A 21,918-nucleotide genomic window follows, 5' to 3' on the forward strand; every position below is an offset into this window, starting at 1 on the left:
AATTTGAGATAGTTTCAGACAAAGTCGCACATCGCGTATTAATAAGAAGTCCACCTCAACGCTGTTGAACATAAAATACCAGCTACACTCTCATTGCAATTGGTCACTTAATGAAGTGGCTTTAAGCGATTCTCACACGGTACTCACTAATTGTTATTGCCCTGCAGTTATTGGTCATAAGCATGACCTGAAAGTTAACTGCCCCCTACAGCAGTAGCCATGCCATTGGACATAGCCGGTAGAAATAGTTCATAAATAAGGCATAACAACAATAAAACCAGTGTCAGGAATCGTCAGAGGTTGTTGTAGAAGCACACAGACATTATGACTTTACTGTTACAGCCAATTTTAGTGCGGCTATTTCAATGAAGCCCTGTCCATGTGTTTCATACTCTATTACGGCCTAACTGCCAGAAGTGTTCTTTGCTGATCAGAAATCGATTTTACGATTATGGGGTAATGACGAATGACAACACCTTCCGAACTCCAATACCTCCATGGTTTTGGTAACGAACATGAAACCGAAGCTCTAGAGGGTGCCCTCCCCATCGGGCAATTCAACCCGCAACGTGCGCCCATGGGGCTCTATGCAGAGCAGTTCTCCACTACCGCATTCACAGCACCACGACATCAGAACAGAAGAACCTGGATGTACCGGATTCGGCCTTCAGCGGCCCAGGGCAGGTATGAGCCAATAGCATCCGACCGGCTTCGCTCAGGTCCTGTTACCGAGGTACCAGCCCCTCCGGATATGATGCGCTGGGATGCCCTTGAGTTTCCTGAAAAAGAAACCGATTTTGTTGATGGTCTTGTCACCATGGCAGCCAACGGCAACCTGCACACTCAGACAGGTTCAGCCGTTCACATATATCTGGCCAATCAGGATATGACCGATCGCTTCTTCTATAACGCCGATGGTGAGTTATTGATAGTCCCTCAGCAGGGGGCTATCCTGGCACGAACAGAGCTGGGCAACCTGCATGTACCTCCCGGTGAAATTCTGGTCATTCCCAGGGGCATCAAGTTTCAGATTCAACTTCCAGAAGGTAAGGCCAGAGGCTATATCTGTGAAAATTACGGTGCGCCATTTATTCTTCCCGAACGCGGACCAGTTGGAGCCAATGGTTATGCTAATGATCGGGACTTCCATTACCCAGTCGCCAGCTTTGAAGATATCGATGGTGAGTTTGAACTGGTGGCAAAGTTTGGAGGAAACCTCTTCAGCTCCAACCTGGATCATTCTCCCCTGGATGTTGTTGCCTGGGTGGGCACTTCAGCCCCCTATAAATATGATCTGTCCCGCTTCAATGTTATCAACACCGTCAGCTTCGACCATCCCGACCCATCCATCTTCACCGTATTGACCTCTCAGAGTGATACCCCCGGGGTGGCCAATATCGACTTTGTTATCTTCCCTCCACGTTGGATGGTGGCTGAGAACACATTCCGTCCTCCCTGGTATCACAGAAATGTCATGAGTGAATTTATGGGGCTGATTCATGGTGTTTACGATGCCAAGGAAAAAGGGTTTGTTCCTGGTGGTGCCAGTCTCCATAACTGCATGAGTCCTCACGGCCCTGAAGCCGAAGTGTTTGAAAAAGCCAGCTCAGCAGAGCTTGAGCCTGTGCGATACAAAGACACTATGGCCTTTATGTTTGAGTCCCGCTTTGTCTTTGCACCAACCCGGTTTGCGCTGGAAAGTAATGCCCGCCAAACCGACTATATTGATTGCTGGAAAGGACTCAAGAAACACTTCAACCGATAAGAGCACAGAATAAGAAACTTGTCGTTTTTCTAACTTACGCCGGAGACATAGAGCTCATCATGCTGACACTTAATGAAACACATGATGTAAACCTGACCAGCTGGGTTGCATCGGCCAATAACAAAAACAGTGACTTTCCTATTCAAAACCTGCCGTTTGCTATCTTCAGACGTAAAGACAGTGGTGAATCTTTTCGAGCAGGCGTAGCCATTGGCGACCAGGTTCTGGATCTTGCTGCTGTTTCCCAGACCAGCGTTGCTTCGGGGAAAGACTGGGAGGCTCTGGAAGCCTGCTGTGATGAAACCCTGAACCGATTTATGGGGCTGGGTATTGAGCACTGGTCGTCATTAAGACGAGCTTTATCCAGAGCCCTGAGCAAAGGGGCCGCAGAAGAAGCTGAACTGTCGCGATGCCTGGTTGATATGGATACGGTGGAATACCAACTGCCCTGCCAGATCGGCGATTACACCGACTTTTATACGTCCATCTATCATGCCACCAGCGTTGGCTCACTGTTCAGACCTGATAATCCATTGCTGCCCAACTACAAGTGGGTGCCCATTGGTTACCATGGTCGTACATCTTCTGTTAATGTATCTGGTCAGGATTTTCACCGTCCCTCCGGCCAAACCAAAGCTCCCGATGCCGACACCCCCGCTTTCGGTCCCTGTAAGCGGCTTGATTATGAACTGGAAATGGGTATTTTCATTGGCTCTGGCAATGCCCTGGGAGAGCCGATAAAGCTGGATCAGGCCGACCAGCACGTATTTGGTCTCTGCCTGTTTAATGACTGGTCCGCCCGGGATATTCAGGCCTGGGAGTACCAGCCTCTGGGGCCATTTTTATCCAAGAGCTTTGCTTCCACCGTTTCCCCCTGGATTGTCACTCTGGAGGCACTGGTGCCTTACCTTACCAGCTTTGATCGCCCCGCCAGTGATCCGCAGCCACTGCCTTACCTTGACTCCCAGAAAAACCGCCAGCAGGGTTCCATTGATATTCAGCTCTCTGCTCACCTGCTGACCAAACAGATGGATCAGGAAGGAGACATACCTGCGCAACTGTCACAATCCAGCTTCCGTCACTCGTACTGGACCATCAACCAGATGGTGGCTCACCATACCGTGAATGGCTGCAACCTCCAGCCCGGCGATCTATTTGGCAGCGGCACGCAGTCAGGCCCCAGGCCTGAAGAAGCGGGTTCACTGCTGGAACTTTCCCAGGGTGGAAAAAAACCGCTGTCCCTGCCCAATGGTGAAACAAGAACATTCCTCGAAGATGGAGATACTGTCATTTTCAAAGGCTGGTGTGAAAAAGCCGGACATGCCCGTATCGGCTTCGGCGAAGTACAGGCAACCATTCTGCCTGCCCGGACGGATATTGGAGAATAAATACGATGAAACTCTACGGCTACTTCCGCTCATCGGCTGCATATCGGGTGCGGATTGCTCTGAACCTTAAAGAGCTTGATTATCAACAATCGGGCATCAACCTATTGAAAGGTGAGCAGAACTCGGAAGATTACAAAAAAATCAATCCTCAGGGACTGGTACCCACATTAACCACTGATAAAGGAATTCTCATCCAGTCTCTGGCGATCATTGAGTGGTTGGAGGAGACCTTCCCGGAACGCTCCATCATTCCCGGAGATTCATGGAAAAAAGCCCAGCTGCGCAGTCTCGCCTATCAGGTCAGCTGTGACATACACCCTGTCAATAACCTCCGGGTACTGAAATACCTGCAGCAGGAACTGGCGGTGAGTGATGATGCCAAAACACAGTGGTATAAGCACTGGATTCACACTGGCTTTACCGCGTTAGAAGCCCAGCTGGATGACCAGCCTTTCTGCTGCTCGGAACAGCCCTCTATAGCCGACATATGCCTTGTACCACAGGTATTTAACGCCCTGCGTTTTAAGGTGGAAATGACAGATTTCCCCAGAATCCATGAAATCTACAAGCACTGTAATATGCAGCCAGCGTTTATTGATGCAGCACCGGAAAATCAGCCGGATGCGGTGTAACAGACTTTCCTAACCACTAAGACCGCCGGTGAATGTTCCCGACAACACCGGCGGAACTTTGTGGTTTGAGAACCTCACCCAAGAAATCGTAACAACATTCGCGTCACCAGCTCTGGTTTCTGGGCATGAACCCAGTGGCCCGCTCCCGGTATCACCCGCATAGATGCCGATGGAAAGAGTGACAGCACCTGCTCACGATGCTCTGGCAAGATATAGTCAGACTCACCTCCCTTAATAAACAGGGTATCACTGGCAAAACCGCTGTCAGACTGCTGCCCGGCAAGGATTTCCATATAGTGGGTAATGATCGCAGGAAGGTTCACCCGCCAGTGATAGGCTCCCTGCTCATCACGATAGAGATTTTTCAGCAGAAACTGACGCACCCCTTTTTCCGGCTCATAGGTTTCCAGAAACCGATCCGCTTCAGTGCGGCTTGTCAGCGTATCCAAAGGCATGGACGACAACCCCTCAAGAATACTGTCGTGCCGCCTTTCCTGATATGTCACCGGTGCAATATCAATCACCGCCAGCTTTGTAACGCGCTCCGGGGCCATCAGCGCAATGGTCATCGCCACCTTGCCACCCATGGAGTGACCAACCAAATGTACTTTCTCAAGCTGGTTGTCATCCATATATTCCAGAACATCTTCGGCCATGGCCTGATAGTTCATCGCCTCACCATGAGGAGAACGACCATGATTTCGAAGATCCAGCCCATGAACACGAAATGATTCAGCAAGCCCCCGGCTAATCATCCCCAGGTTTTCCTGTGAGCCAAACAGGCCATGAAGGCTGATGACATCAGCGCCCTGCCCCTGTTGCCTTGCGTACAATTTCATGTCTTCAGTGCTTCTCTAACTGTTGCTAACGAACGGTAAATACTGATCAGGAATTCTACCTAAACGTACGTACAACCGCCTCTGCATTTGATACAAAGATCATAAATTGAGCTTTGCCAGAAAAGCCAGCGGCTTATACCCAATGGATTTTACGTTGCTACGCGGCGGCAAATGAGCGAAGCCATGGGAGCATAGGAATACTATGTGACCATGGTGAGCGAATGCTGCCAACAAAGTAGCAGCTTGAAAGGCGATGGGTATATTCATGATGATCGTCCCCGCTGTCTCTGTTCCGGTAAGCGACCTAACCCAAAAACAGGAAAGTGAAGCCATCATGAGTGATCAACACTTCAATCTGGACCAGTATCTGGAAGAACTGAAGCCACTGATTAACGTCGATTGTGGTACCTGGACCCCCGCTGGTGTCAGCAAGGTTGCTGATATCATGACCGAGAAATACCAGAGCCTTGGCTGGCAGGTAACCCGTCACACCTTTGATGAAAAAGTAGGCCCGGGCCTGCTGGCGACCAATAAGCCGGACGCCGAAGAATACGACATCATGCTGATCGGACACCTGGATACTGTGTTCCCGGAAGGAACGGTGGCTGAATGGTCCCTGACCCACGATGGTGAAAAAGCCTACGGTCCAGGCGTTGCCGATATGAAATCCGGCCAGCTCAATATGTTTAAAGCCATCAGCCAGCTACCAGAAGATGTTGCTGATCGCCTGAGCATCTGTGTCTGCATGAACCCGGATGAAGAAGTCGGCTCTATTTTCTCCGGCGACTGGCTCAAGAGCATTGCCAGCAAGAGCCGTTATGTGCTGGTGGCCGAAGCGGCCCGTGCTGATGGCTCTCTGGTGAAAGCCCGTAAAGGCATGGCCTCTTACAAAGTCGAGTTCAATGGCAAAGCGGCTCACGCCGGTAATGAGCCCGAAAAAGGTATTTCTGCCATTACTGAGCTGGCGCACTGGATCACCACACTGAACCAGGAAACCAACTTTGAAATTGGTACCACACTGAACTTTGGTGTTGTTAAGGGCGGTTCTGCCGGTAACGTCGTGCCTGACTACGCGTCCACTGTCCTGGATATCCGTTTCTGGGATAACGATGACTACGCCCGTCTGGAAAAGAAGATCCAGCACATGCTGGAAAATCCGTCACTGCGTGGCATTAAAATTGAGTTGACCCGTGAAGCCCACAAACCGGCATTTACCCCGAATGAGGGCAGTGAAAAGCTGATGGCCCTGATTGAAAAGACCGGGCAGGATATGGGACTGAACATTACCTGGCAGGCAGTAGGTGGTGGTTCCGATGCCAACCTGACAGGCTCGCTTGGCGTGCCAACGATTGATGGTCTGGGCCCTATTGGTGGAGCCATGCACAGCCGTAACGAGTTTCTGGTTCTGGACTCCATCGAGCCTCGTCTGACACTGCTGCGTAATGTGCTGATCAACCTGGCAGAAACCATCAGCCGATAAAAAAAGAAGATAATGAAACCAGGGCTCATCAATCATCAATGAGCCCACAAAAGAAAAAAAACAAAAACACAAAATCTTTCAAATAATAGTACGCATAAACAAAACCCTTCTTTTTGTTCTCTTTTCAAACGTATTCCTTACCCCTTCTTGACACAAATCAACATAAGGAAAGGATTCGTAAGTATTATAGCCTGCAAAATATTTTCAATTTATAACAGGCCTCTCGAAATAGCATGAAAATGAAATCCGGAATCCAGTCTATTGGTTACAGCGTTCTCGCTGGCCTGACTGCCATGACCATGGCCTCCAGTGCAAATGCCGCCAAAATCAGCCTGACCACCAGCTACGAAGTGGGTGATTACGGCAGTGACTACAACTACGACGGCCCACGACTGGATATGACCATCAACCCGGATGGCACGAACTGGTATTTCGATATCGGTACTCGAAAGCGTAACCATGACAATGGCCAGCGCTATAGCCGTACCGACCTGAGCGCAGGTTACCGTTTCCGTTTCGAAAATGGCTGGATTCAACCGGAGGCTAAAATCCGTCGCGATGAGACCCTTTACAAAAGCAGCAATGGCGGTCGCTTGATGACCGACATTTATGGCCTGGAACTGAACCATATCCTGTCCCTGGGAGGCAACTGGGGACTCTGGGGTGACTGGTCCTTCCAGATGATGAAAGAAACCAGCGAATCGGTGAAAAGTGGTACTTTGGAGTCCATCTACAGCGACGCTTACACCTGGGAAATCGAAGAAGGTATCCGTTATTACTTCTCTAACGACTCCCGAATTACCGTTTCTCTTTATGACTTTGGCCGCCTCGCAGATAAAGGCAGTGACTGGGGTGTCGGTGGCAGTAACTGGTCCAGCCAGGCCCGTGCTTACTACTATCACAAGTTTGCCAATGGCCTGAGCATCCAGCCTTATGTTCGTTACCCACTCAGCTGGGGTGAACGTCAACAGTGGTATGTCAGCCCAAGCATGCCTGAAGGCTCAGATCAGTTAAGCAAAGTAACACGCTATGCATTCCAATTTACTTATCCGGTCACCACAGCCATGCGTCTGGTCGGTGAATACTATCTGGAAGACATTAAATACAAGGAAGGCTTCAGCACTGGTAAAGACGACAGCAAAACCAAGTACTTCAAACTTGGCCTGAACTTTAACTTCTGATCGTCAGCTAAAGACTCTGCTTTACGAGATTAAACGAACATAAATTATTGGGAAGTTGTTATGTCATCCAATGCTGTATTTAAGAAAAGTCTTTTAGCGGCCTCAATTGCCATGAGTATTGCTGCCTACTCAACATCATCAATGGCAGCCTGTGACCCACAAGCACCTGAAGGTGCAATTTGTGAAACCATCTCCAAAAATACCGCTGGTGATAAAGTCGAGCTTAGCTCAGATGTCTACGTTACCAATGGCAATGGCGTGGAGTTTATTGGCCAGCCAAGCACAAAATACGGTGTATTCAAATCCCTCGGTCATGATGTAACCGTGACAGGTAACGGCGCTTCGGCCATCTACCTTGGTGATCAGGCTCAGCTTGATTTTGACATTATGGTCAACGGTGGCAGCAGCATTATCAGTGAGAATGGAACTGCCATTGTCATTGAGGGTGGGTTTGACGACAACGATAAAGAAGGTGGCGGTACCCGTGGGGTCATGATTAAAGATGGCTCTCTGGTAAAGGGTAAAGAAATTGCTATTGATTACTCTACTGCTGATACCAATGTGCGTATTGACGTCAATGGTACGGTTGAAGGCAATATAATCGGCAACAATATGGCCGGAAACAAAATCAATTTTGCCTATGGTGGTGATAAAACTGCCACATTTAATGGGTATCTGATCACTGGAGCAGGCCCAATACAAAACCATGGACATCTATCAGTTGTTGGCAAAGACAGAACGGTTGTTTGGGAAACAGACTACACAAACAACTCAGACACCACCATGAGTTTTGTGATTGGTGATGACGCTCTGGCAAACGGTCATACTATCCTCGATATTGAAGGCACTGCAGATTTCAAAAGTGGCAGCACCATCGCCATGACATATACCGGCGCCAATATAGATAACATCGTTGGTCAGGAGATCACCGTTCTGGAAGCTGATGAAATTAAAGGAACGGATATTGACTACGCGCTGGAAAGCGTTGAAGAAAACCTCTCTCCTCTTCTCACCGGTGACAGCTGGCTGGAAGAAACCACTGGCCTGACTGGAGAAACCACTGGCACCGAAATCATTGTTAAAGTAGATGTCACTCAGGATGTCGAAGGCAGTACTGAAGCGTATTGTGCCCTGCTGGAAGAAGGCGGTGCCAGTGAGCAGGAAATGGCTGCTGGTGAGTACATCGTTTCTACCGCTCTGACCCAGTACAACCAGGCTGCTGGCGCTGGTGAAGAAGAAGCCGCAACCTACAACGTAACAGCAACAAATCCGATGGGTGAGCTGGTTGCTCTGCTATCCAGCAGTGGTAATGACGCTCAATTGACCGCCGCACTGAATGACGAACTGACGCCTGATGCCGAAGGTGGCGAGGTTCGCTCTGCACTGTCCATGGTTCAGCAAATGGAACGTGGTCTGGATGTCCGTACCAACTACCTGCGTAACCAGAGCTACCTGCGTAACAGCCACGATGGCTGGAATGGCTGGACTCAGGTGATCTACAGCGATGCCCAGATGAAAGATGCCGCTGAAACCAATGGCTACGACCTGAGCATGATGGGCGCCTCTTTTGGTCTTGACCGTGTGTTTGACGATAACAAACTGTTTGGCTTGTCCACTGCGATGGCCTACTCCGACGTAGAAATTGCCGGTGGCAACAATACCAAGGACGTTCAGTCTTATCAGTTCATGACCTACGCCGGCTGGTTCAATGACCGCTTCTTTGTCGATGGTAGCTTCAACATGGGCTTCCACAACAACAGCAGTACCCGCTATGTAGGCGCCAGCACCGGCTATGAGGGTAACCAGAAGGCAGAAGCCGACTACGCCAGCCATCAGATGGGTTACCGCATTACTGCCGGTACCAAACTGGATTTCAACAAAGTGATGATTCAGCCACAGGTTTCCTATGGCTACCAGTGGATCCGTGTTGAAGACTACGAAGAGAGTGGCTCACCTGCCGCACTCCGCTTTGACCGCCAGTCTTATGTGGTGAATGAGTTCGGTATCGGTGCTGTTGCTTCTCAGAGCTTCCGTACTGAGCACGGCACACTGACACCTTCCCTGACCATGATGGCCTACCGCGACCTGAGCAACGATGAAGTGATTCAGGAAAGTGCTGGTCTGGTGAACGATGCCGATGATGGCCGCTTCCTGATGACCGGCGAAAGCGTAGGTGATAACAGCTTCTACACCCGTCTTGGTGCGGACATGGAGATGGTATCCGGCATGAATGTCGGTGGAGGCCTGACTTACTACACCCGTGGTGACTACCAGGATATCGCCCTGACCGCCAATGCCAACTGGCGCTTCTAACATCTCTGACAGCCTGCTTCCGGCGGGCTGATCCAAAATAATCTGTGCAAACCAGCCCCATGGTTTCTTTCGGGCTGGTTCTCCATAAAGAATGATTGGCGTAATACATCAATGAAGACACCAGGAAAACTGAAGCAGCTGTCGGTTGCTGTGGCCATGGTGCTGGGGGTCAGTGCAGTTCAAGCGCTGGAAATCGCCAAGCCCGCTCCAAAAACTGAAAAAACGACACCGTTTAATGTGATGCAATCCAAGATCATCGCATTTACCGATGATCAAGTTCCTGAAACGGTTCATGCCGGTTCTGGTTCAAAGCTATCTCTAAGTGACAAACGCTATATTGCCGGTGACCAATCCCTGCGTTGGGACTGGACTCGTGGCTCTACCTTTTCAGTCATTGAGCCTATCCGTCTGGTGACCGATCAGGAAGCCTATAAGGCCTGGGGACGTCGAGGCACACAGGTGCTCTCCTTCTGGATTTACAACGAAAAGCCTATTGATGACGTATTGACCGTTGATGTGGGTCGTGGTCTGGGTGGGTTTATGCCTGCTGATGCCGGCTTTGAAGTCAAACTGAATTTCAAGGGCTGGCGTACCGTAGGCCTTTCACTGCAAAACGATTTCCAGGGCCGTGAAATGGAAGGTCTTGGTATCAGTGACAGCGGTGATCATGAGGGCATGGGCGACATGTCTCAGCTGGGCGGCATCAAACCGGATATGGACAGTATTCGCTTCAGCGCACCTACTGGCGTGAAGGCCGGTACTTTCTACATCGACCGTATCATGCTCTCTGTGGACGATGCCCGTTATCAGTGGTCTGACGATCATGTTAAAACCCGTATCACCGTTCCTGAAATCGACTTTTACCTGCCAGATGTACTCCCGACGCCAACCGCGGAAGAGTTGAAAGGTGTTGATGAGATCCATAATGCACTGGTGCGGGTATTCTCCAGCTCAGCCAATGAAACCGGCCTGAGAAAGATTAATGATCCCGATCGACTCCGTGAAATGTTTGCAGCTCTGGAGATCGAAAAGGATGAGGATGGCACTCTGCGTGGCCGTCACGTCAATACCAAGTTCCAGCAGGTTATCTATCAGCCAGCTCATCTGAAGCCGGAAGATAAGGCGCTACTGGACGACTATGTTCTGATGGCTGACTATTCCGCCCTGATGCTCAACCTTGCCCGTCACTGGAACAACCTTGAAGCCGGTGCCGAGAAGGATGAGTTCAAGGCCATGTACCTGCTGATGATTGAACACCTGATGGACCAGGGTTTTGCTGATGGTAGCGGTCTGGTTACCACTCACCACTGGGGATACGGTGCCCGCTGGTGGTATATCTCCGCCATGATGATGTCGGAAGTTCTGTCCGAGGCAGGCCACCGTCAGGCGGTGTATGATGCCCTGGTATGGTACTCCCGCGAATTCATTGCCAGCTTCAGCATGGAAACGGGCAAAGAAAGCTCCAACCTGGATTACTACAACACGCTGGCTCGTCAGCATCTGGCGCTGCTGCTGCTCAACCCTGACCCGGTGGAGCGAGTTGCTCTGCTGAAGAAGTTTGGTGACTTCGTAACTATTCAGCACCCAGCAAAGGCGTATTGTTGTAATTTCGAACCGCTTTAAGAAGCGCCTGAAATATGTTCAACCCCTGCTTTTTAGCAGATGATAAATAGCTTCGGATTCGGGTAAACATGGTACCTCCGTCTTCGCTTCTGAAGCAGCCTGAGATCTTCTGCTTAAGTTTGGCCATCCTGGCATCACGTTCACTGCCATTGTTATCGAAGGGAATTGAAAAGTCCGACATGAAGCGCAACGTTTCAACCTTAAACTCAATAAGCCTTTTGAACAGGTTGTAGGCCTTGGTATTCCTGACCTTCTTACGTCCAAGCACCTGTCGTTGTTTTTCCATATAAGCGGTTTCCTTCGTGAGAGCCCTTTGAAGGATTTGGTCGTATATCGTCTCAATGCGAAGCTGTATTGCACCAGGCATTTGAGTCAGACCGGCTGCTTTGTATTTCTTGCAGAAGTGCCAGGAGAGCGTAAGCAATTTCATCAGCCGCAGAGCCAGCTTATTCGCATCCCTATCGACAACTCCCTGAAGCTCTCTCAGATGATGGGCATTACAAAGCACATGCACTGCCGCATAGGCAAAGTAGGACTTCCAATGATCGTGAACCAGAATGCCTGCAAAAGTCAGCAGGATGCCCATTGCATCCATTGCTTCACAACCTCGCCTTTCTGAGAGGTAGTAAAGCGTCCATTGGTCATCTCGCATAATGTGTAACCACCACAGTGAACCGTCAACCCGCATGCCAGTTTCATCCGCTCCTGCAACCGGACTTTCTTGTAAAGCATCGCGGATACTCTGCTCAGTAGAGGCCAGGTTCTCATGGGTATAGGCAACAAAATTGGCAACAGAGCCTGCGCTGACACTCATGCAATAAATAGTATTGAAATACTCAGACACCCGGTGATATGGGATGAAGTGATACTGGTTTAAATGAACAGCCATTGCCTGAGTCACTTCTCCGTATTGAGCAGCGGCTTTCACTCCTTGGGGAAACTCAGCGGTGTTCCGTTTACCACAAGGACATACTTTAACGTCTGCCCAGTACGCGGTAACTTCAAATTCTCCGGGTCTACCTGGATCAAAAACCTGTCGCTCAATGTATTTGGTGGGTTTAATATCGATAAGCGAAGACTGGCAACAGCAACATTTTTCAACCTTCAGATGCCTGACATAATCGGGTAAGGCGACACGTCTCAAACAAGAGCCTTGATGACCTTTCTGGCCACCTGGTTTATTGCCTGAAGATGGTCTAAGGCTTTTGGGGTTCGGTGTTTCCTGTGAGGAGCAGGGGGCTTCTTTGGAAGATGTATCACCTTTATCACTCCCTTTTTTACTGGGCTTTTGATAACCATCTGACGATGGTGGCTTACTACTGTTTTGACTGTTTTTATTAACCCTTTCTTCCAGTTCGCTGCAACGTTCCCGTAAAAGCGCATTCTCGGTCCGAAGCTCTTCATTCTCTTTAAGGAGAGCTTCGGTAAACGGAGTAGCTGGGAAGTCTGGTTCCATACTGGAGATTTGTTAGAAAAATTGAGTATAAGATGATGGTCGAAAAATCAGAAAATTCCAGATTTATATGAAGGGTGCTGAATAGTTACGTGACTTCTTTAATCAGTCACTGGCTCAGACTCCTCCGGGCTATTACGACGGTTTGCGTCCAGACGGTAAGGCCTGGCGTCACGATGGCAACTACCCGGGTTACTCTTTCCCAGCCTTTAATGGTGCTGCCCAGGTGGTCTATATGCTGAAGGATTCACCGTTTGCCGTAAGTGCAGGTGGGCGAGCCAACCTGAAGCGTGCCATGATGGCGGCATGGAACTATTCCAACCCGTCCGTTGGTCTGGGCCTTGCCGGACGTCACCCATTCCGTCCTTACGGTGTGAAGGATTTCCGTGAATCTTTCAAATGGCTGGCCATGACCGGTAATCCAGAAACAGGCGACAGCCTGGATGAAGAACTGGCATCCACCTACTTGCAAGTCACCAGTCGTTCAGCTGATGAAAGCCAGGGCATTTTTGGCAGACACCTTGAGCCAATGCCATTGCCTGAAGGTCACTGGACTTATAACGGCGGAGCCTTCGGTATTCACCGTTACAAGGACAAGATGGTCACCTTGAAAGCCTACAACAAGGATGTCTGGTCTTCCGAAATCTATTATCGGGATAACCGCTACGGCCGTTACCAGAGTCACGGTGCGGTTCAGATCAAGCCCTTCGGTGATCAGACCGAGTACGGCTTTGCTCAGGAAGGCTGGGACTGGAACCGTAACCCGGGCGCCACAACTATCCACCTGCCTCTGGAACAGCTGAACAGCCCGATTCGCCATACGCTCATGCTGCGTTCCAGCGAAACTTTCAGCGGCAGTTCCAATCTGGAAGGCAAGTACGGCCTGTTTGGCTTCAAACACAAGGCGCCGGGCCACCTGGACCGCTTTGATGGCTCCTTTGTTGCCAGAAAGTCTGTGATGGCTATTGATGACCGACTGATCCTGCTGGGCAGCGATATCAAGAACCGGACATCCAAGTACTCAACCGAAACCACGCTGTTCCAGCACGGTATTGCAGAGAAGTCTGCCGACCTATGGGTTAATGGCAAGAAAGTTGAGCAATTCCCGTTTGCTGCCACCCTGAAGGCTGGCGACTGGCTGATCGATGGCCATGACAATGGTTACTATGTCATCAAGGGTGATGAGGTGAACGTACGACGCCAGCATCAGACATCCCGTCATGACAAGACCATGAAGCCAACGGAAGGTGACTTCTCAGTTGCCTGGATTAGTCATGGCAAGGCGCCAAGTGATGCCGAGTATGAATATCTGGTGCTGATGGATACCACACCGGAAGCCATGACTAAACTGGCTGACGATATGAAAGCGGGCAAGAAGCCTTACCAAGTACTTCGTAAAGACGCCAGCGCTCATATTATTAAAGACAACACCTCTCAGGTAACCGGTTATGTTGCCTTCACGGGTGGAAGCTTTAATGAAGGCGTGGTCAACAGCATCAGTCGTGAGGCCATGGTGATGACCCGCCCGGTTTCTGACACGGAAATGACCATCAGCGCCGTTACCACCGATCTTGGACTGACCAAGGAAACGGGTGCTCTCTCAATTTGATAACTGACTCATAGGTTAGCTTCAACCTTTCCAGTCATGAACTCAGACCAAAGTTGTTCCCAGCGCCCCTTACTCTGGATCAGTGCTCTTGTTGTCAAAAGCACTTCCGCTCCTGTTGCTTTCCACCTCATTCCAGAACCACATAATCGTTGCTTTACCAGAGTCTTACAAGCCGCTTCAGTAACTCCTGAACCTATTGGCCAATGGCGTTTAAGCGCCTGATGATAATTCATTAACTGGTGATTGTTTGTAAAATAGCTCACAGCTTTGTAGCGCTTCTCTGTCAGTGCGATTGTCTTTTTCGGGAGCTCGGCTGATTCAATTTCCTGAAGGATTTTTTTGGCTGCTCCACGCTTGTTTTTCAAACTATGTAGCCTGTCTTCAAGCCACTGGTGTCGCTTCGCCTTACTGGTTGGAAACAGTGCTTCCGCTGCTCCAGCTAAATATTCAGATGCATGATAAAAATCGAGTATCTGCCCAGAGGTATGTTGTTTCAAATAACTCCAGTTTTCTCTAGCCCCGTCAGCTACCCCGATGTATGTGGCATTTGGGTAGAGTCGTTTTAGATCTGCAATCTCCTCGTCGAGCTTGCTCATAAAGCTTTGTTTACCATACTCTGGCGAACTGGCTGTATATATCGTGTGGAGCCTGTCTCCATCTGCAGAATATAGGCTCAATGTCCCACACATGGCTTCCCTCCAGCCTTCTTCACAAAGCAGCATGCAGGTTCCATCCAGACCAATGGCTATTGTTTCAACAGGCTCTTTTAGTGGAGGAAGGTGGTAGTGAGTGTCTTGCTGGTCTTCAATTAATGCACCTACTCTGTCCGATAAATGCTTGATATAAGAATTTGAAAGCGTCCTTTGATGGTTGGTCTCAAAATCTTCTTTTACCGCAGGCGCTGGCATCTGGCTGTATTTCCAGGCGATAGACTTGGCAAATTTGGGGGTAGCTGAACCAATAATACCGGCACGAAGATCAAGTGCTGCCAGAGTACTGCCACCTCTGACACCCTGATATACGGAGCGCTCCAAAGGTATACGACCGTATAAGGTTTCATAGTGCTTAAGAACCTTTCCTTTGTAGTTCCACTTCTGCTGATTAACGACGATAGGTTCTTTATTGGGTGATTCAAATAGCCCCAATAACTCTTTTGTTCCAAGCTGCCCGGCTTCATTGAGTGCACGCTGTAAACTATCTTCAAGATTCAGCATGTTGCCTGAATCTATAGAAACTTCAATTTGCAAAACGATGCTTTTGGTAGAGCTGGAAATAACAGAAGCGGGCATGACAGTTAACTATTATGAGTGGTGTTCCCATAGTAGCTGTGAAAATAGAGCACTATTGTTTCAATCATTCAGAGAGAGCACCCAAGGAAACCATGCCAAAAACCATTGATATTGCAGTAACCATCAAAGGCGCATGGCAGGCGGCTGAGATGAACGACAAAGTTAAGGTTGCTACCAGCGGTGACTGCACCAGTCTGGTCTTCAGCAGCTACTTTGGTATTCCTGCAGAGATCAAACTGACGAAAGCTCAGTAAGGAAAGTGAAAACACGTGCTGTCTGTGATTATTTTACAGACAGCATTGTAAAAAGACTGACCAATATCAATAACTTTTCGAAAGTTTTGATCGATGATCAGCACCATATTCGAAAGTTGGAAACTTAAAATGAAAAAGGCTCTTGTTATTTTCTTTGCAGGCATGCTGACCCTGCTGACTGGCTGCGCAACCAACGGTGAAACTGTCGATCAGTCTGTTATCTTCCAGGATGACGGTATGATGGACAGCGATTGATCCGCTCCTGATTATGGCACTGAAATTCAGTGCCATATAAAATTCTTATCAGCTAATGCCCTTTCTGATTTTATTTTTCATCAAAATAGAGAACTCTTTCCCAATCCTGCAGTCTTAGTATTCAGCTAATACCTACCAGCTGGAGGTAAGCATGTTCACAGATTACTATGACAGCTCTACTCTTGATCCTATAACCAATAACCCTACTTATTCTCTTCAGGATCGAAATAATCAACAAGCTAATACAACCGCGAACTATCACCACTGGCAAGTTTCATACCCAAACCTTCAAGGGCACCCAACTCCCCAAATAAATTCTTCCAACTCAATGAATCAGACACTCCATTCTGGCTTTCCACAAACAGCCGTTCAAAAAGGTCCTTACTCGGTTCACCTGCAAACACAACGATCCTGTAGCGAAGTTATATACACTGTTGAAACCCATAACCAGAACAACCAGTTTAAGGAAGGGCAAAGCAATATATCAGCAATACACAAACTAGTAGACGATCACTTCACTCTCGCTCAACACAACCCGCCAAGTAGAAGTAAGCCCCCTTCTGCGGACACCAGAGCCAGAATCAATGCTTAGCTTAGTGGGTTAGCTTTTTAAAGCCAGAGCCAGAGCGTGCATCTCGGGCATGATTTTGAACATCAGCTGAAGCTGCTGTAATAACAGCCTCACTTCAGGGTTCTCTTCTTCAAGCCAGCCATGAATAGTAGCTGATGGATAAGAATCTACCTCTATCTTATCCTTGTCTTGATTCCCTGAAAGCTGGGTTTCCAGCAGCTGCATGTGATTATCAATAACCAGGTACGATTCCTGAAGCTTGTCTTCAACAATATGGTCAGCCAACCGGATGCGGTGTGCCCCCAGTGTAGAGATATAACTCAACAAGGCATGGGAAAGAGCCAGAAAACGAAAACTTTCATCCTTTGCCCGCTGATAGCGCCCCGGCTCCGTGAGCATATTCATAATGGCTGCATATAGCTGTGCATCCATATTGTGAGCATGACGGCGGGCCAGGCGATAATCCACTGTATCCCGCTTGCCATTTTGATATTGCTCCATGACCTGAGCCAGATATTCCCTATGCCTGGATATGGTCAACGCCATAATCCGGTTCAGCCGCTTTGACTCCCAGTCAGGCAGAATAAAAGCAACTGCAGCGACAGCCAGCAGACAGCCGAGAAGTGTATCCCCCAGACGAGGCATAATCACAGCAAAGCCCATCCCCTGCTGATTAAAACAAAACAACACCAGCAAGGTAATAAAGGCGGTTGCCAGGTCATAGCGCACGGTGCGAAACGCAAAAAACAGAATTCCGCTGATCACCATCAGAACCAGCTGACCTTCCTGCCCCGGAAAAAGGTACAGAAGAGGTATCCCGACCAGCAGACCGGCCAGGGTTCCAAGAACCCTCTGGGTAAGTTTCTGCCTTGTTGCGCTGTAGCTGGGCTGGCAGACAAACAGTATGGTCAGCAGAACCCAGTAACCGGGTTGCAGGTTCAATAGCACAATCAGCCCATAGCCTAGGGTCAGCGCCGTTGCCAGACGAAGGCCGTGCCGAAATAGAGGGCTGTCCAGACGGCATTCATTCCAGATGCACAGCAGGTGAGCCTTGACCCCCTGAGGTTCGGAGTCTGCCAGTATCCCCTCGTCACCAGGCATCTCTGAACTGGGGTGCCCTACCGACGACATTTGTAATTCCACGGTCGCCAGATTTTTCAGCAGGTATTCCAGCTGAACCAGTAACGATTGCCACTGTGGATTGTTTTGTTGTTTCAGATATTCCAGTGACTGCTGCAGCTCATCAAGAACAGCCACACTTTCGCTATCATGCACATACTCTCGCCCCATGGCCAGAGAATGAGCTATTGCCCGACATGCATTTGCCTGAACTCTGAGCATTTTCTGAAAGCGGAAAAGAATATCGCTTCGGGAGAAGCTTTCTGCCAGATCCTGATAGCGATAGTGAGAGGAACTCACCCGCTCATGAATATCCTGTGCAAGAAAGTAAATTTGCAGAAAAGGCTGCTCTCGCACACTGGTCTGCCGGCGAACTCTCTGAAGCAATGACACCTTGGCCTGATTCAGAGCGTTAACAACACTTGCATTTTTCCTGGCCACCTCCAAGCGTGAAGGCTGAGGGTTCATATTAGCAACGGGATCAAACAGCAGGCTTTTACTGTCAAAATAACCAGCCAGTTCTTTAAATACATTAGCCAGAGACTGCTGCACAGGTCGATTCGGCCAGAGGATATGCCAGACCAGAGACAGCACACCATACCAGAGCGCTCCGCCCAGAAGCAGAGTCGGCTGTTCCCAGAGACTGGGACTTTCTCCCGCACCCAGCATGGTGTAAACCGCCAGAAGTAACGAAGCAAATGCCATACTGCTGTACCGTGGCCCCATAGCACCGAGCATGGTAAAGCCAAACGTTGAGCAGAAGAGTCCGGCAGCAAAAAGAAATGGATGACCGAACAGCAGCTCAATTGACAGTGATGCCAATAGAAAACAGGCAAGCATCAAGACCAGGGCTTTAATTCTTCCCCAAAGGTTGTCATCCACTTCGGCCAGAGCAGCAGCAATAATGCCCAGGACCATGGGTGTGATCTCATCGGTTGTTCCCCGATACCAGGCGGGTAAGGTAACGCCAGCCAAGGCAAAAAAGACTTTTACACTGTAATTAAACCGGTCATTTGCCCAGTAGTTGCGAAATGGTTGGAAGATATCAGGGGAGAACATGATGGAGAGCTGATTGCCGGGCGATTGATCTAAAGTTTATGAGCATACCCGAAAAAAGCTGAGAGACTAAGTAGCGATGGCCGTAATCCCAGAGAAACTATTTCGTTGTACCGGTTTTATGGCGCTTCATTCACCAGCATTTAAGAAAAAACCGAGAAAAATCGCTCAACGCCACTTACCAAAACAAATATAAAACACTAAAAAAAGCCAATAAAAAAAGCAAAAGCATAGAAAATCTTGCTTGCTTACAGACTAAAACGCAGGTAATTACTAAAAAACAGGCTTTCCCCCTGTTTTATGCAGGCTCTGTTTTTTTTTATTGACTGAACCATGGTTTTACCAGAAATTAGCGCTGCAACGCCAGTTCCACAATCTCTGTGAGCGATGGTTTGCAGATGAGGAACGGCTGTTTGCTATTTGTCTTGACCGGCATTCAGAGCAGGCAGAGATGGAAGAGTATCCAGACTTCGAAGAAGAGTTTGAAAAAGCGGCCAGAGCCAAAAAGCGTTATCGCACCCGCCAGGCTGACTATGAGAAAAAACGGTCGAAAGCGGAGCTTCACCTTGAACGCAAACGGTTGCGGGAATTACTCGGAGACGAGCACCTGGTCTTTGACCACTGGTAAATTGACTCCCGTTACTGATTAGGATCCCTCCTCTACCCAAGGGCTGCAGTTTGTCAGCCCGCTTTGATTTATATTGCCGTTTACAACCAGTTACCCGGATCGTTTTTGTGAAGATAGAATAAATAGTCATGAGCAGAGTACTCCGCTCATCACAAACCATGAAATGGCTACAGAAATCAAAGTAGCCGAATTTTCATAGTAAAAGATGAGTACTACTTTTATAAAACAGTTTTACGAATCTGCCGATCCCCGTATATTCAGTAAAAAGCTCTCTGGTAAGCCATACTTTTTCTCTACCATTAATGAACGAGGTTTTCAGCCAGAGCGCAGAATGACCTTTTATCAGGAATTACCCAATGCGAATTGCGCTACTTTCACGTAACGAGCGGTTATATTCATCCCGCCGCATCATTGAGGCTGCAGAAGCCAGAGGTCATACGATCGATGTTATTGATATTTTAAGTTGCTATATGAATATCAATGACAAAAACCCCAGTATTCATATGAAAGGGGTTGAGCTGCCTCACTATGATGCTGTGATTCCACGCATTGGAGCTTCCAATACCTTTTATGGAACTGCAGTTCTTCGCCAGTTTGAAATGATGAACTGTTATTCACTGAATGAGTCTCTGGCCATTGCCCGCTCCCGTGACAAATTACGGTCAATGCAACTGCTGTCGCGTAAAGGGGTTGGCCTTCCAGTTACCGGTTTTGCCAGTGGTCCTGGGGATATTCCTGACCTGATCGACATGGTTGGTGGTGCCCCATTGGTCATCAAACTGCTGGAAGGCACTCAGGGAATCGGTGTAGTACTGGCAGAGACCCGAAAAGCGGCGGAAAGCGTTCTGGAAGCGTTTATGGGTCTGAAAGCCAATATTATGGTTCAGGAATACATCAAAGAAGCCGGTGGTGCCGATATTCGCTGCTTTGTGATAGGCGACAAAGTAATCGCAGCCATGAAACGTCAGGCACCGGAAGGTGAATTCCGTTCAAATATTCACCGTGGCGGCAGTGCCAGCCTGGTGAAACTGACTAAAGACGAGCGAGCCACAGCAGTAAAGGCGGCAAAAGCCATGGGTCTGAGGCTGGCAGGTGTGGACATTCTTCGCTCCAATCGCGGCCCTCTGGTGATGGAGGTCAACTCATCTCCTGGGCTTGAGGGTATTGAGCGGGCTACGGCCAACGATGTAGCCAACTGCATCATCGAATACATTGAGAATAACTATCATCGCACCAGTAACACACGGATTACTGGATAAAACAATTTCACCAACCCACCATCACTCTGATTAAAAGAACACCGAGTGATGCTTTTCAACCCCGGTCTCTCTCTAGAACGCTTGATGATCGGGGCTGGAGTCCTCCATGGAAAGAGCACAACCCCTAGAGCTATTTGGCCATACTATCCTGCCAGGTACACGACAGCACCTTAATATCCCTGTCGTCAAACTCTACACCGATACTCCCATTGATCTTCGAATGGAGGTTATTCACGGTCGCAAGAAAGGTCCATGCCTTTTAGTAACAGCCGCCATTCATGGTGATGAACTGAATGGCGTGGAAATCTGCCGACAGATCCTCGGTCACAAAAACCTGTCCAAAATCTATGGGACTCTGATCGTTATTCCCGTCGTTAACCAGCTCGGATTCATCCAGCAAATCCGCTACCTGCCTGACCGCAGGGACCTGAACCGCTGCTTCCCGGGATCCAGCAAAGGATCTCTGGGGGGAAGACTCGCCAACCTGATCACTACGGGCATTTTTCCACACGTTGACTATGCCCTGGACCTCCATACTGGAGCCATTCACAGAACAAACCTGCCGCAGCTGAGAACGGATCTGACCAACGAGAAATGTCTTGGTCTGGCCAGAGCGTTTGGAGCACCGGTGATCCTCCACTCATCCCTGAGAGATGGCTCATTCAGGGGGGCTGCAAACGAGTACAACATTCCTGCACTGGTTTATGAGGCTGGTGAAGCCCTGCGACTTGAAGAAGCATCAATCAAACTGGGCCTCAAAGGCGTTATGCGTGTTATGCGACATCTGAACATGCTGCCCAAAAAACCAGTCAAAGCACCGGCTATTCAGCCATGGGAGTGCAACCAGAGCCAATGGTTGAGAAGCTCAAGGGATGGCTTGGTGTTACTTCATATCAAACAGGGTCATCTTGTAAAGGAAGGTGACACCATGATGACCATCGTGAACCCGTTTGATGCCAATGACAGTGAAAGCATTACTGCACCTTTTGATGGTGTGGTTATCGGCCTTAGCCAGCTTCCACTGGCCAATGAAGGCGATGCACTGGTCCACCTTGCCAAAGTCAGCAGCACCCTGGCAGATACCGAGTATGATCAGGAAGTCATTGAAGAAGAGCTTGACCTGGGAGTTGCCCAGCTGCCTGTACCTGAAAATCAGGATTAATTAGCATGTATCTAATGCTTCATCTTTTTCAAAAAATGAAGC

At 49.0% G+C, this 21,918-nt stretch carries 17 protein-coding genes; 13 read left to right on the forward strand and 4 right to left on the reverse strand.

Annotated features, from left to right (window positions below; translation table 11 throughout):
• Nucleotides 1-466: 466 nt before the first annotated feature.
• The 3 genes from hmgA to maiA are packed head-to-tail and all read left to right on the forward strand — an operon-like array spanning nt 467 to nt 3,785.
• Entirely contained in the window at nt 467-1,765 is a 1,299-nt protein-coding gene (gene hmgA, locus ACOCLE_RS14695; protein WP_419533100.1) for a homogentisate 1,2-dioxygenase, read from the forward strand.
• Between the two features lie 59 nt (nt 1,766-1,824).
• Nucleotides 1,825-3,153 (forward strand): fumarylacetoacetase, encoded by a 1,329-nt coding sequence (fahA, locus tag ACOCLE_RS14700; RefSeq protein WP_419533101.1) that lies wholly within the window; start codon nt 1,825-1,827, stop codon nt 3,151-3,153.
• A 5-nt stretch (nt 3,154-3,158) separates the two neighbouring features.
• Nucleotides 3,159-3,785, forward strand: a complete 627-nt coding sequence (gene maiA / locus ACOCLE_RS14705) for a maleylacetoacetate isomerase (RefSeq protein WP_066016441.1) — start codon at nt 3,159-3,161, stop codon at nt 3,783-3,785.
• A gap of 74 nt (nt 3,786-3,859) precedes the next feature.
• Here maiA and ACOCLE_RS14710 read toward each other — a convergent pair whose 3' ends face one another.
• A complete protein-coding gene (locus ACOCLE_RS14710) occupies nt 3,860-4,624 on the reverse strand; it encodes an alpha/beta fold hydrolase (RefSeq protein ID WP_419533102.1) in 765 nt (254 codons plus the stop codon).
• 265 nt (nt 4,625-4,889) lie between these two features.
• On the opposite strand from ACOCLE_RS14710, the gene ACOCLE_RS14715 reads away from it, so the two are divergent.
• From ACOCLE_RS14715 to ACOCLE_RS14730, 4 genes are all read left to right on the forward strand, one after another.
• On the forward strand, nt 4,890-6,104 hold the full coding sequence (locus ACOCLE_RS14715) for a M20 family metallopeptidase (protein ID WP_419533103.1): 1,215 nt from the start codon (nt 4,890-4,892) through the stop codon (nt 6,102-6,104).
• A gap of 233 nt (nt 6,105-6,337) precedes the next feature.
• A complete protein-coding gene (locus tag ACOCLE_RS14720; protein ID WP_419533104.1) occupies nt 6,338-7,285 on the forward strand; it encodes a hypothetical protein in 948 nt (315 codons plus the stop codon).
• 60 nt (nt 7,286-7,345) lie between these two features.
• A complete protein-coding gene (locus ACOCLE_RS14725; protein WP_419533105.1) occupies nt 7,346-9,598 on the forward strand; it encodes an autotransporter outer membrane beta-barrel domain-containing protein in 2,253 nt (750 codons plus the stop codon).
• Between the two features lie 111 nt (nt 9,599-9,709).
• On the forward strand, nt 9,710-11,221 hold the full coding sequence (locus tag ACOCLE_RS14730; protein ID WP_419533106.1) for a chondroitinase family polysaccharide lyase: 1,512 nt from the start codon (nt 9,710-9,712) through the stop codon (nt 11,219-11,221).
• Here ACOCLE_RS14730 and tnpC read toward each other — a convergent pair.
• Nucleotides 11,172-12,677 carry an IS66 family transposase gene (gene tnpC / locus ACOCLE_RS14735; protein ID WP_419532963.1) on the reverse strand — a complete coding sequence of 502 codons (1,506 nt, stop codon included), beginning with the start codon at nt 12,675-12,677 and terminating at the stop codon, nt 11,172-11,174. The two genes, ACOCLE_RS14730 and tnpC, sit on opposite strands and share 50 nt — an antisense overlap.
• Nucleotides 12,678-12,819: 142 nt before the next feature.
• On the opposite strand from tnpC, the gene ACOCLE_RS14740 reads away from it, so the two are divergent.
• A complete protein-coding gene (locus ACOCLE_RS14740; RefSeq protein ID WP_419533107.1) occupies nt 12,820-14,283 on the forward strand; it encodes a chondroitinase family polysaccharide lyase in 1,464 nt (487 codons plus the stop codon).
• Between the two features lie 8 nt (nt 14,284-14,291).
• Here ACOCLE_RS14740 and ACOCLE_RS14745 read toward each other — a convergent pair whose 3' ends face one another.
• Nucleotides 14,292-15,572, reverse strand: a complete 1,281-nt coding sequence (locus tag ACOCLE_RS14745) for an ISKra4 family transposase (RefSeq protein WP_419532972.1) — start codon at nt 15,570-15,572, stop codon at nt 14,292-14,294.
• 14 nt (nt 15,573-15,586) lie between these two features.
• On the opposite strand from ACOCLE_RS14745, the gene ACOCLE_RS14750 reads away from it, so the two are divergent.
• Both ACOCLE_RS14750 and ACOCLE_RS14755 read left to right on the forward strand, forming a co-directional pair.
• Nucleotides 15,587-15,826, forward strand: a complete 240-nt coding sequence (locus ACOCLE_RS14750) for a hypothetical protein (protein WP_419533108.1) — start codon at nt 15,587-15,589, stop codon at nt 15,824-15,826.
• A gap of 129 nt (nt 15,827-15,955) precedes the next feature.
• Nucleotides 15,956-16,081, forward strand: a complete 126-nt coding sequence (locus ACOCLE_RS14755) for a hypothetical protein (RefSeq protein WP_020580743.1) — start codon at nt 15,956-15,958, stop codon at nt 16,079-16,081.
• A 601-nt stretch (nt 16,082-16,682) separates the two neighbouring features.
• On the opposite strand, the gene yccS is transcribed toward ACOCLE_RS14755, so the two are convergent.
• Nucleotides 16,683-18,830: a YccS family putative transporter gene (yccS, locus tag ACOCLE_RS14760; protein ID WP_419533109.1), complete on the reverse strand. Its 2,148-nt coding sequence runs from the start codon at nt 18,828-18,830 to the stop codon at nt 16,683-16,685.
• A 319-nt stretch (nt 18,831-19,149) separates the two neighbouring features.
• Between yccS and ACOCLE_RS14765 the strand changes: the two genes are divergently transcribed.
• From ACOCLE_RS14765 to ACOCLE_RS14775, 3 genes are all read left to right on the forward strand, one after another.
• Nucleotides 19,150-19,455: a hypothetical protein gene (locus tag ACOCLE_RS14765; RefSeq protein ID WP_066018241.1), complete on the forward strand. Its 306-nt coding sequence runs from the start codon at nt 19,150-19,152 to the stop codon at nt 19,453-19,455.
• Nucleotides 19,456-19,811: 356 nt separating this feature from the next.
• A complete protein-coding gene (gene rimK, locus ACOCLE_RS14770; protein ID WP_066018242.1) occupies nt 19,812-20,714 on the forward strand; it encodes a 30S ribosomal protein S6--L-glutamate ligase in 903 nt (300 codons plus the stop codon).
• Nucleotides 20,715-20,820: 106 nt separating this feature from the next.
• A complete protein-coding gene (locus tag ACOCLE_RS14775; protein WP_066018243.1) occupies nt 20,821-21,876 on the forward strand; it encodes a succinylglutamate desuccinylase/aspartoacylase family protein in 1,056 nt (351 codons plus the stop codon).
• The last annotated feature ends 42 nt before the right edge of the window (nt 21,877-21,918 follow it).

Source organism: Endozoicomonas sp., assembly GCF_965196975.1.
GTDB lineage: Bacteria > Pseudomonadota > Gammaproteobacteria > Pseudomonadales > Endozoicomonadaceae > Endozoicomonas.

What these genes read in the sequence shown, in the direction of transcription:
- tnpC (WP_419532963.1), bottom strand. Translation starts at nt 12,677, where the DNA reads ATGGAACCAGACTTCCCAGCTACTCCGTTTACCGAAGCTCTCCTTAAA.
- ACOCLE_RS14715 (WP_419533103.1), top strand. Translation starts at nt 4,890, where the DNA reads ATGATGATCGTCCCCGCTGTCTCTGTTCCGGTAAGCGACCTAACCCAA.
- rimK (WP_066018242.1), top strand. Translation starts at nt 19,812, where the DNA reads ATGCGAATTGCGCTACTTTCACGTAACGAGCGGTTATATTCATCCCGC.
- maiA (WP_066016441.1), top strand. Translation starts at nt 3,159, where the DNA reads ATGAAACTCTACGGCTACTTCCGCTCATCGGCTGCATATCGGGTGCGG.
- ACOCLE_RS14755 (WP_020580743.1), top strand. Translation starts at nt 15,956, where the DNA reads ATGAAAAAGGCTCTTGTTATTTTCTTTGCAGGCATGCTGACCCTGCTG.
- yccS (WP_419533109.1), bottom strand. Translation starts at nt 18,830, where the DNA reads ATGTTCTCCCCTGATATCTTCCAACCATTTCGCAACTACTGGGCAAAT.
- ACOCLE_RS14730 (WP_419533106.1), top strand. Translation starts at nt 9,710, where the DNA reads ATGAAGACACCAGGAAAACTGAAGCAGCTGTCGGTTGCTGTGGCCATG.
- hmgA (WP_419533100.1), top strand. Translation starts at nt 467, where the DNA reads ATGACAACACCTTCCGAACTCCAATACCTCCATGGTTTTGGTAACGAA.
- ACOCLE_RS14725 (WP_419533105.1), top strand. Translation starts at nt 7,346, where the DNA reads ATGTCATCCAATGCTGTATTTAAGAAAAGTCTTTTAGCGGCCTCAATT.
- ACOCLE_RS14720 (WP_419533104.1), top strand. Translation starts at nt 6,338, where the DNA reads ATGAAAATGAAATCCGGAATCCAGTCTATTGGTTACAGCGTTCTCGCT.
- ACOCLE_RS14745 (WP_419532972.1), bottom strand. Translation starts at nt 15,572, where the DNA reads ATGCCCGCTTCTGTTATTTCCAGCTCTACCAAAAGCATCGTTTTGCAA.
- ACOCLE_RS14710 (WP_419533102.1), bottom strand. Translation starts at nt 4,624, where the DNA reads ATGAAATTGTACGCAAGGCAACAGGGGCAGGGCGCTGATGTCATCAGC.
- ACOCLE_RS14775 (WP_066018243.1), top strand. Translation starts at nt 20,821, where the DNA reads ATGGAAAGAGCACAACCCCTAGAGCTATTTGGCCATACTATCCTGCCA.
- ACOCLE_RS14750 (WP_419533108.1), top strand. Translation starts at nt 15,587, where the DNA reads ATGAGTGGTGTTCCCATAGTAGCTGTGAAAATAGAGCACTATTGTTTC.
- fahA (WP_419533101.1), top strand. Translation starts at nt 1,825, where the DNA reads ATGCTGACACTTAATGAAACACATGATGTAAACCTGACCAGCTGGGTT.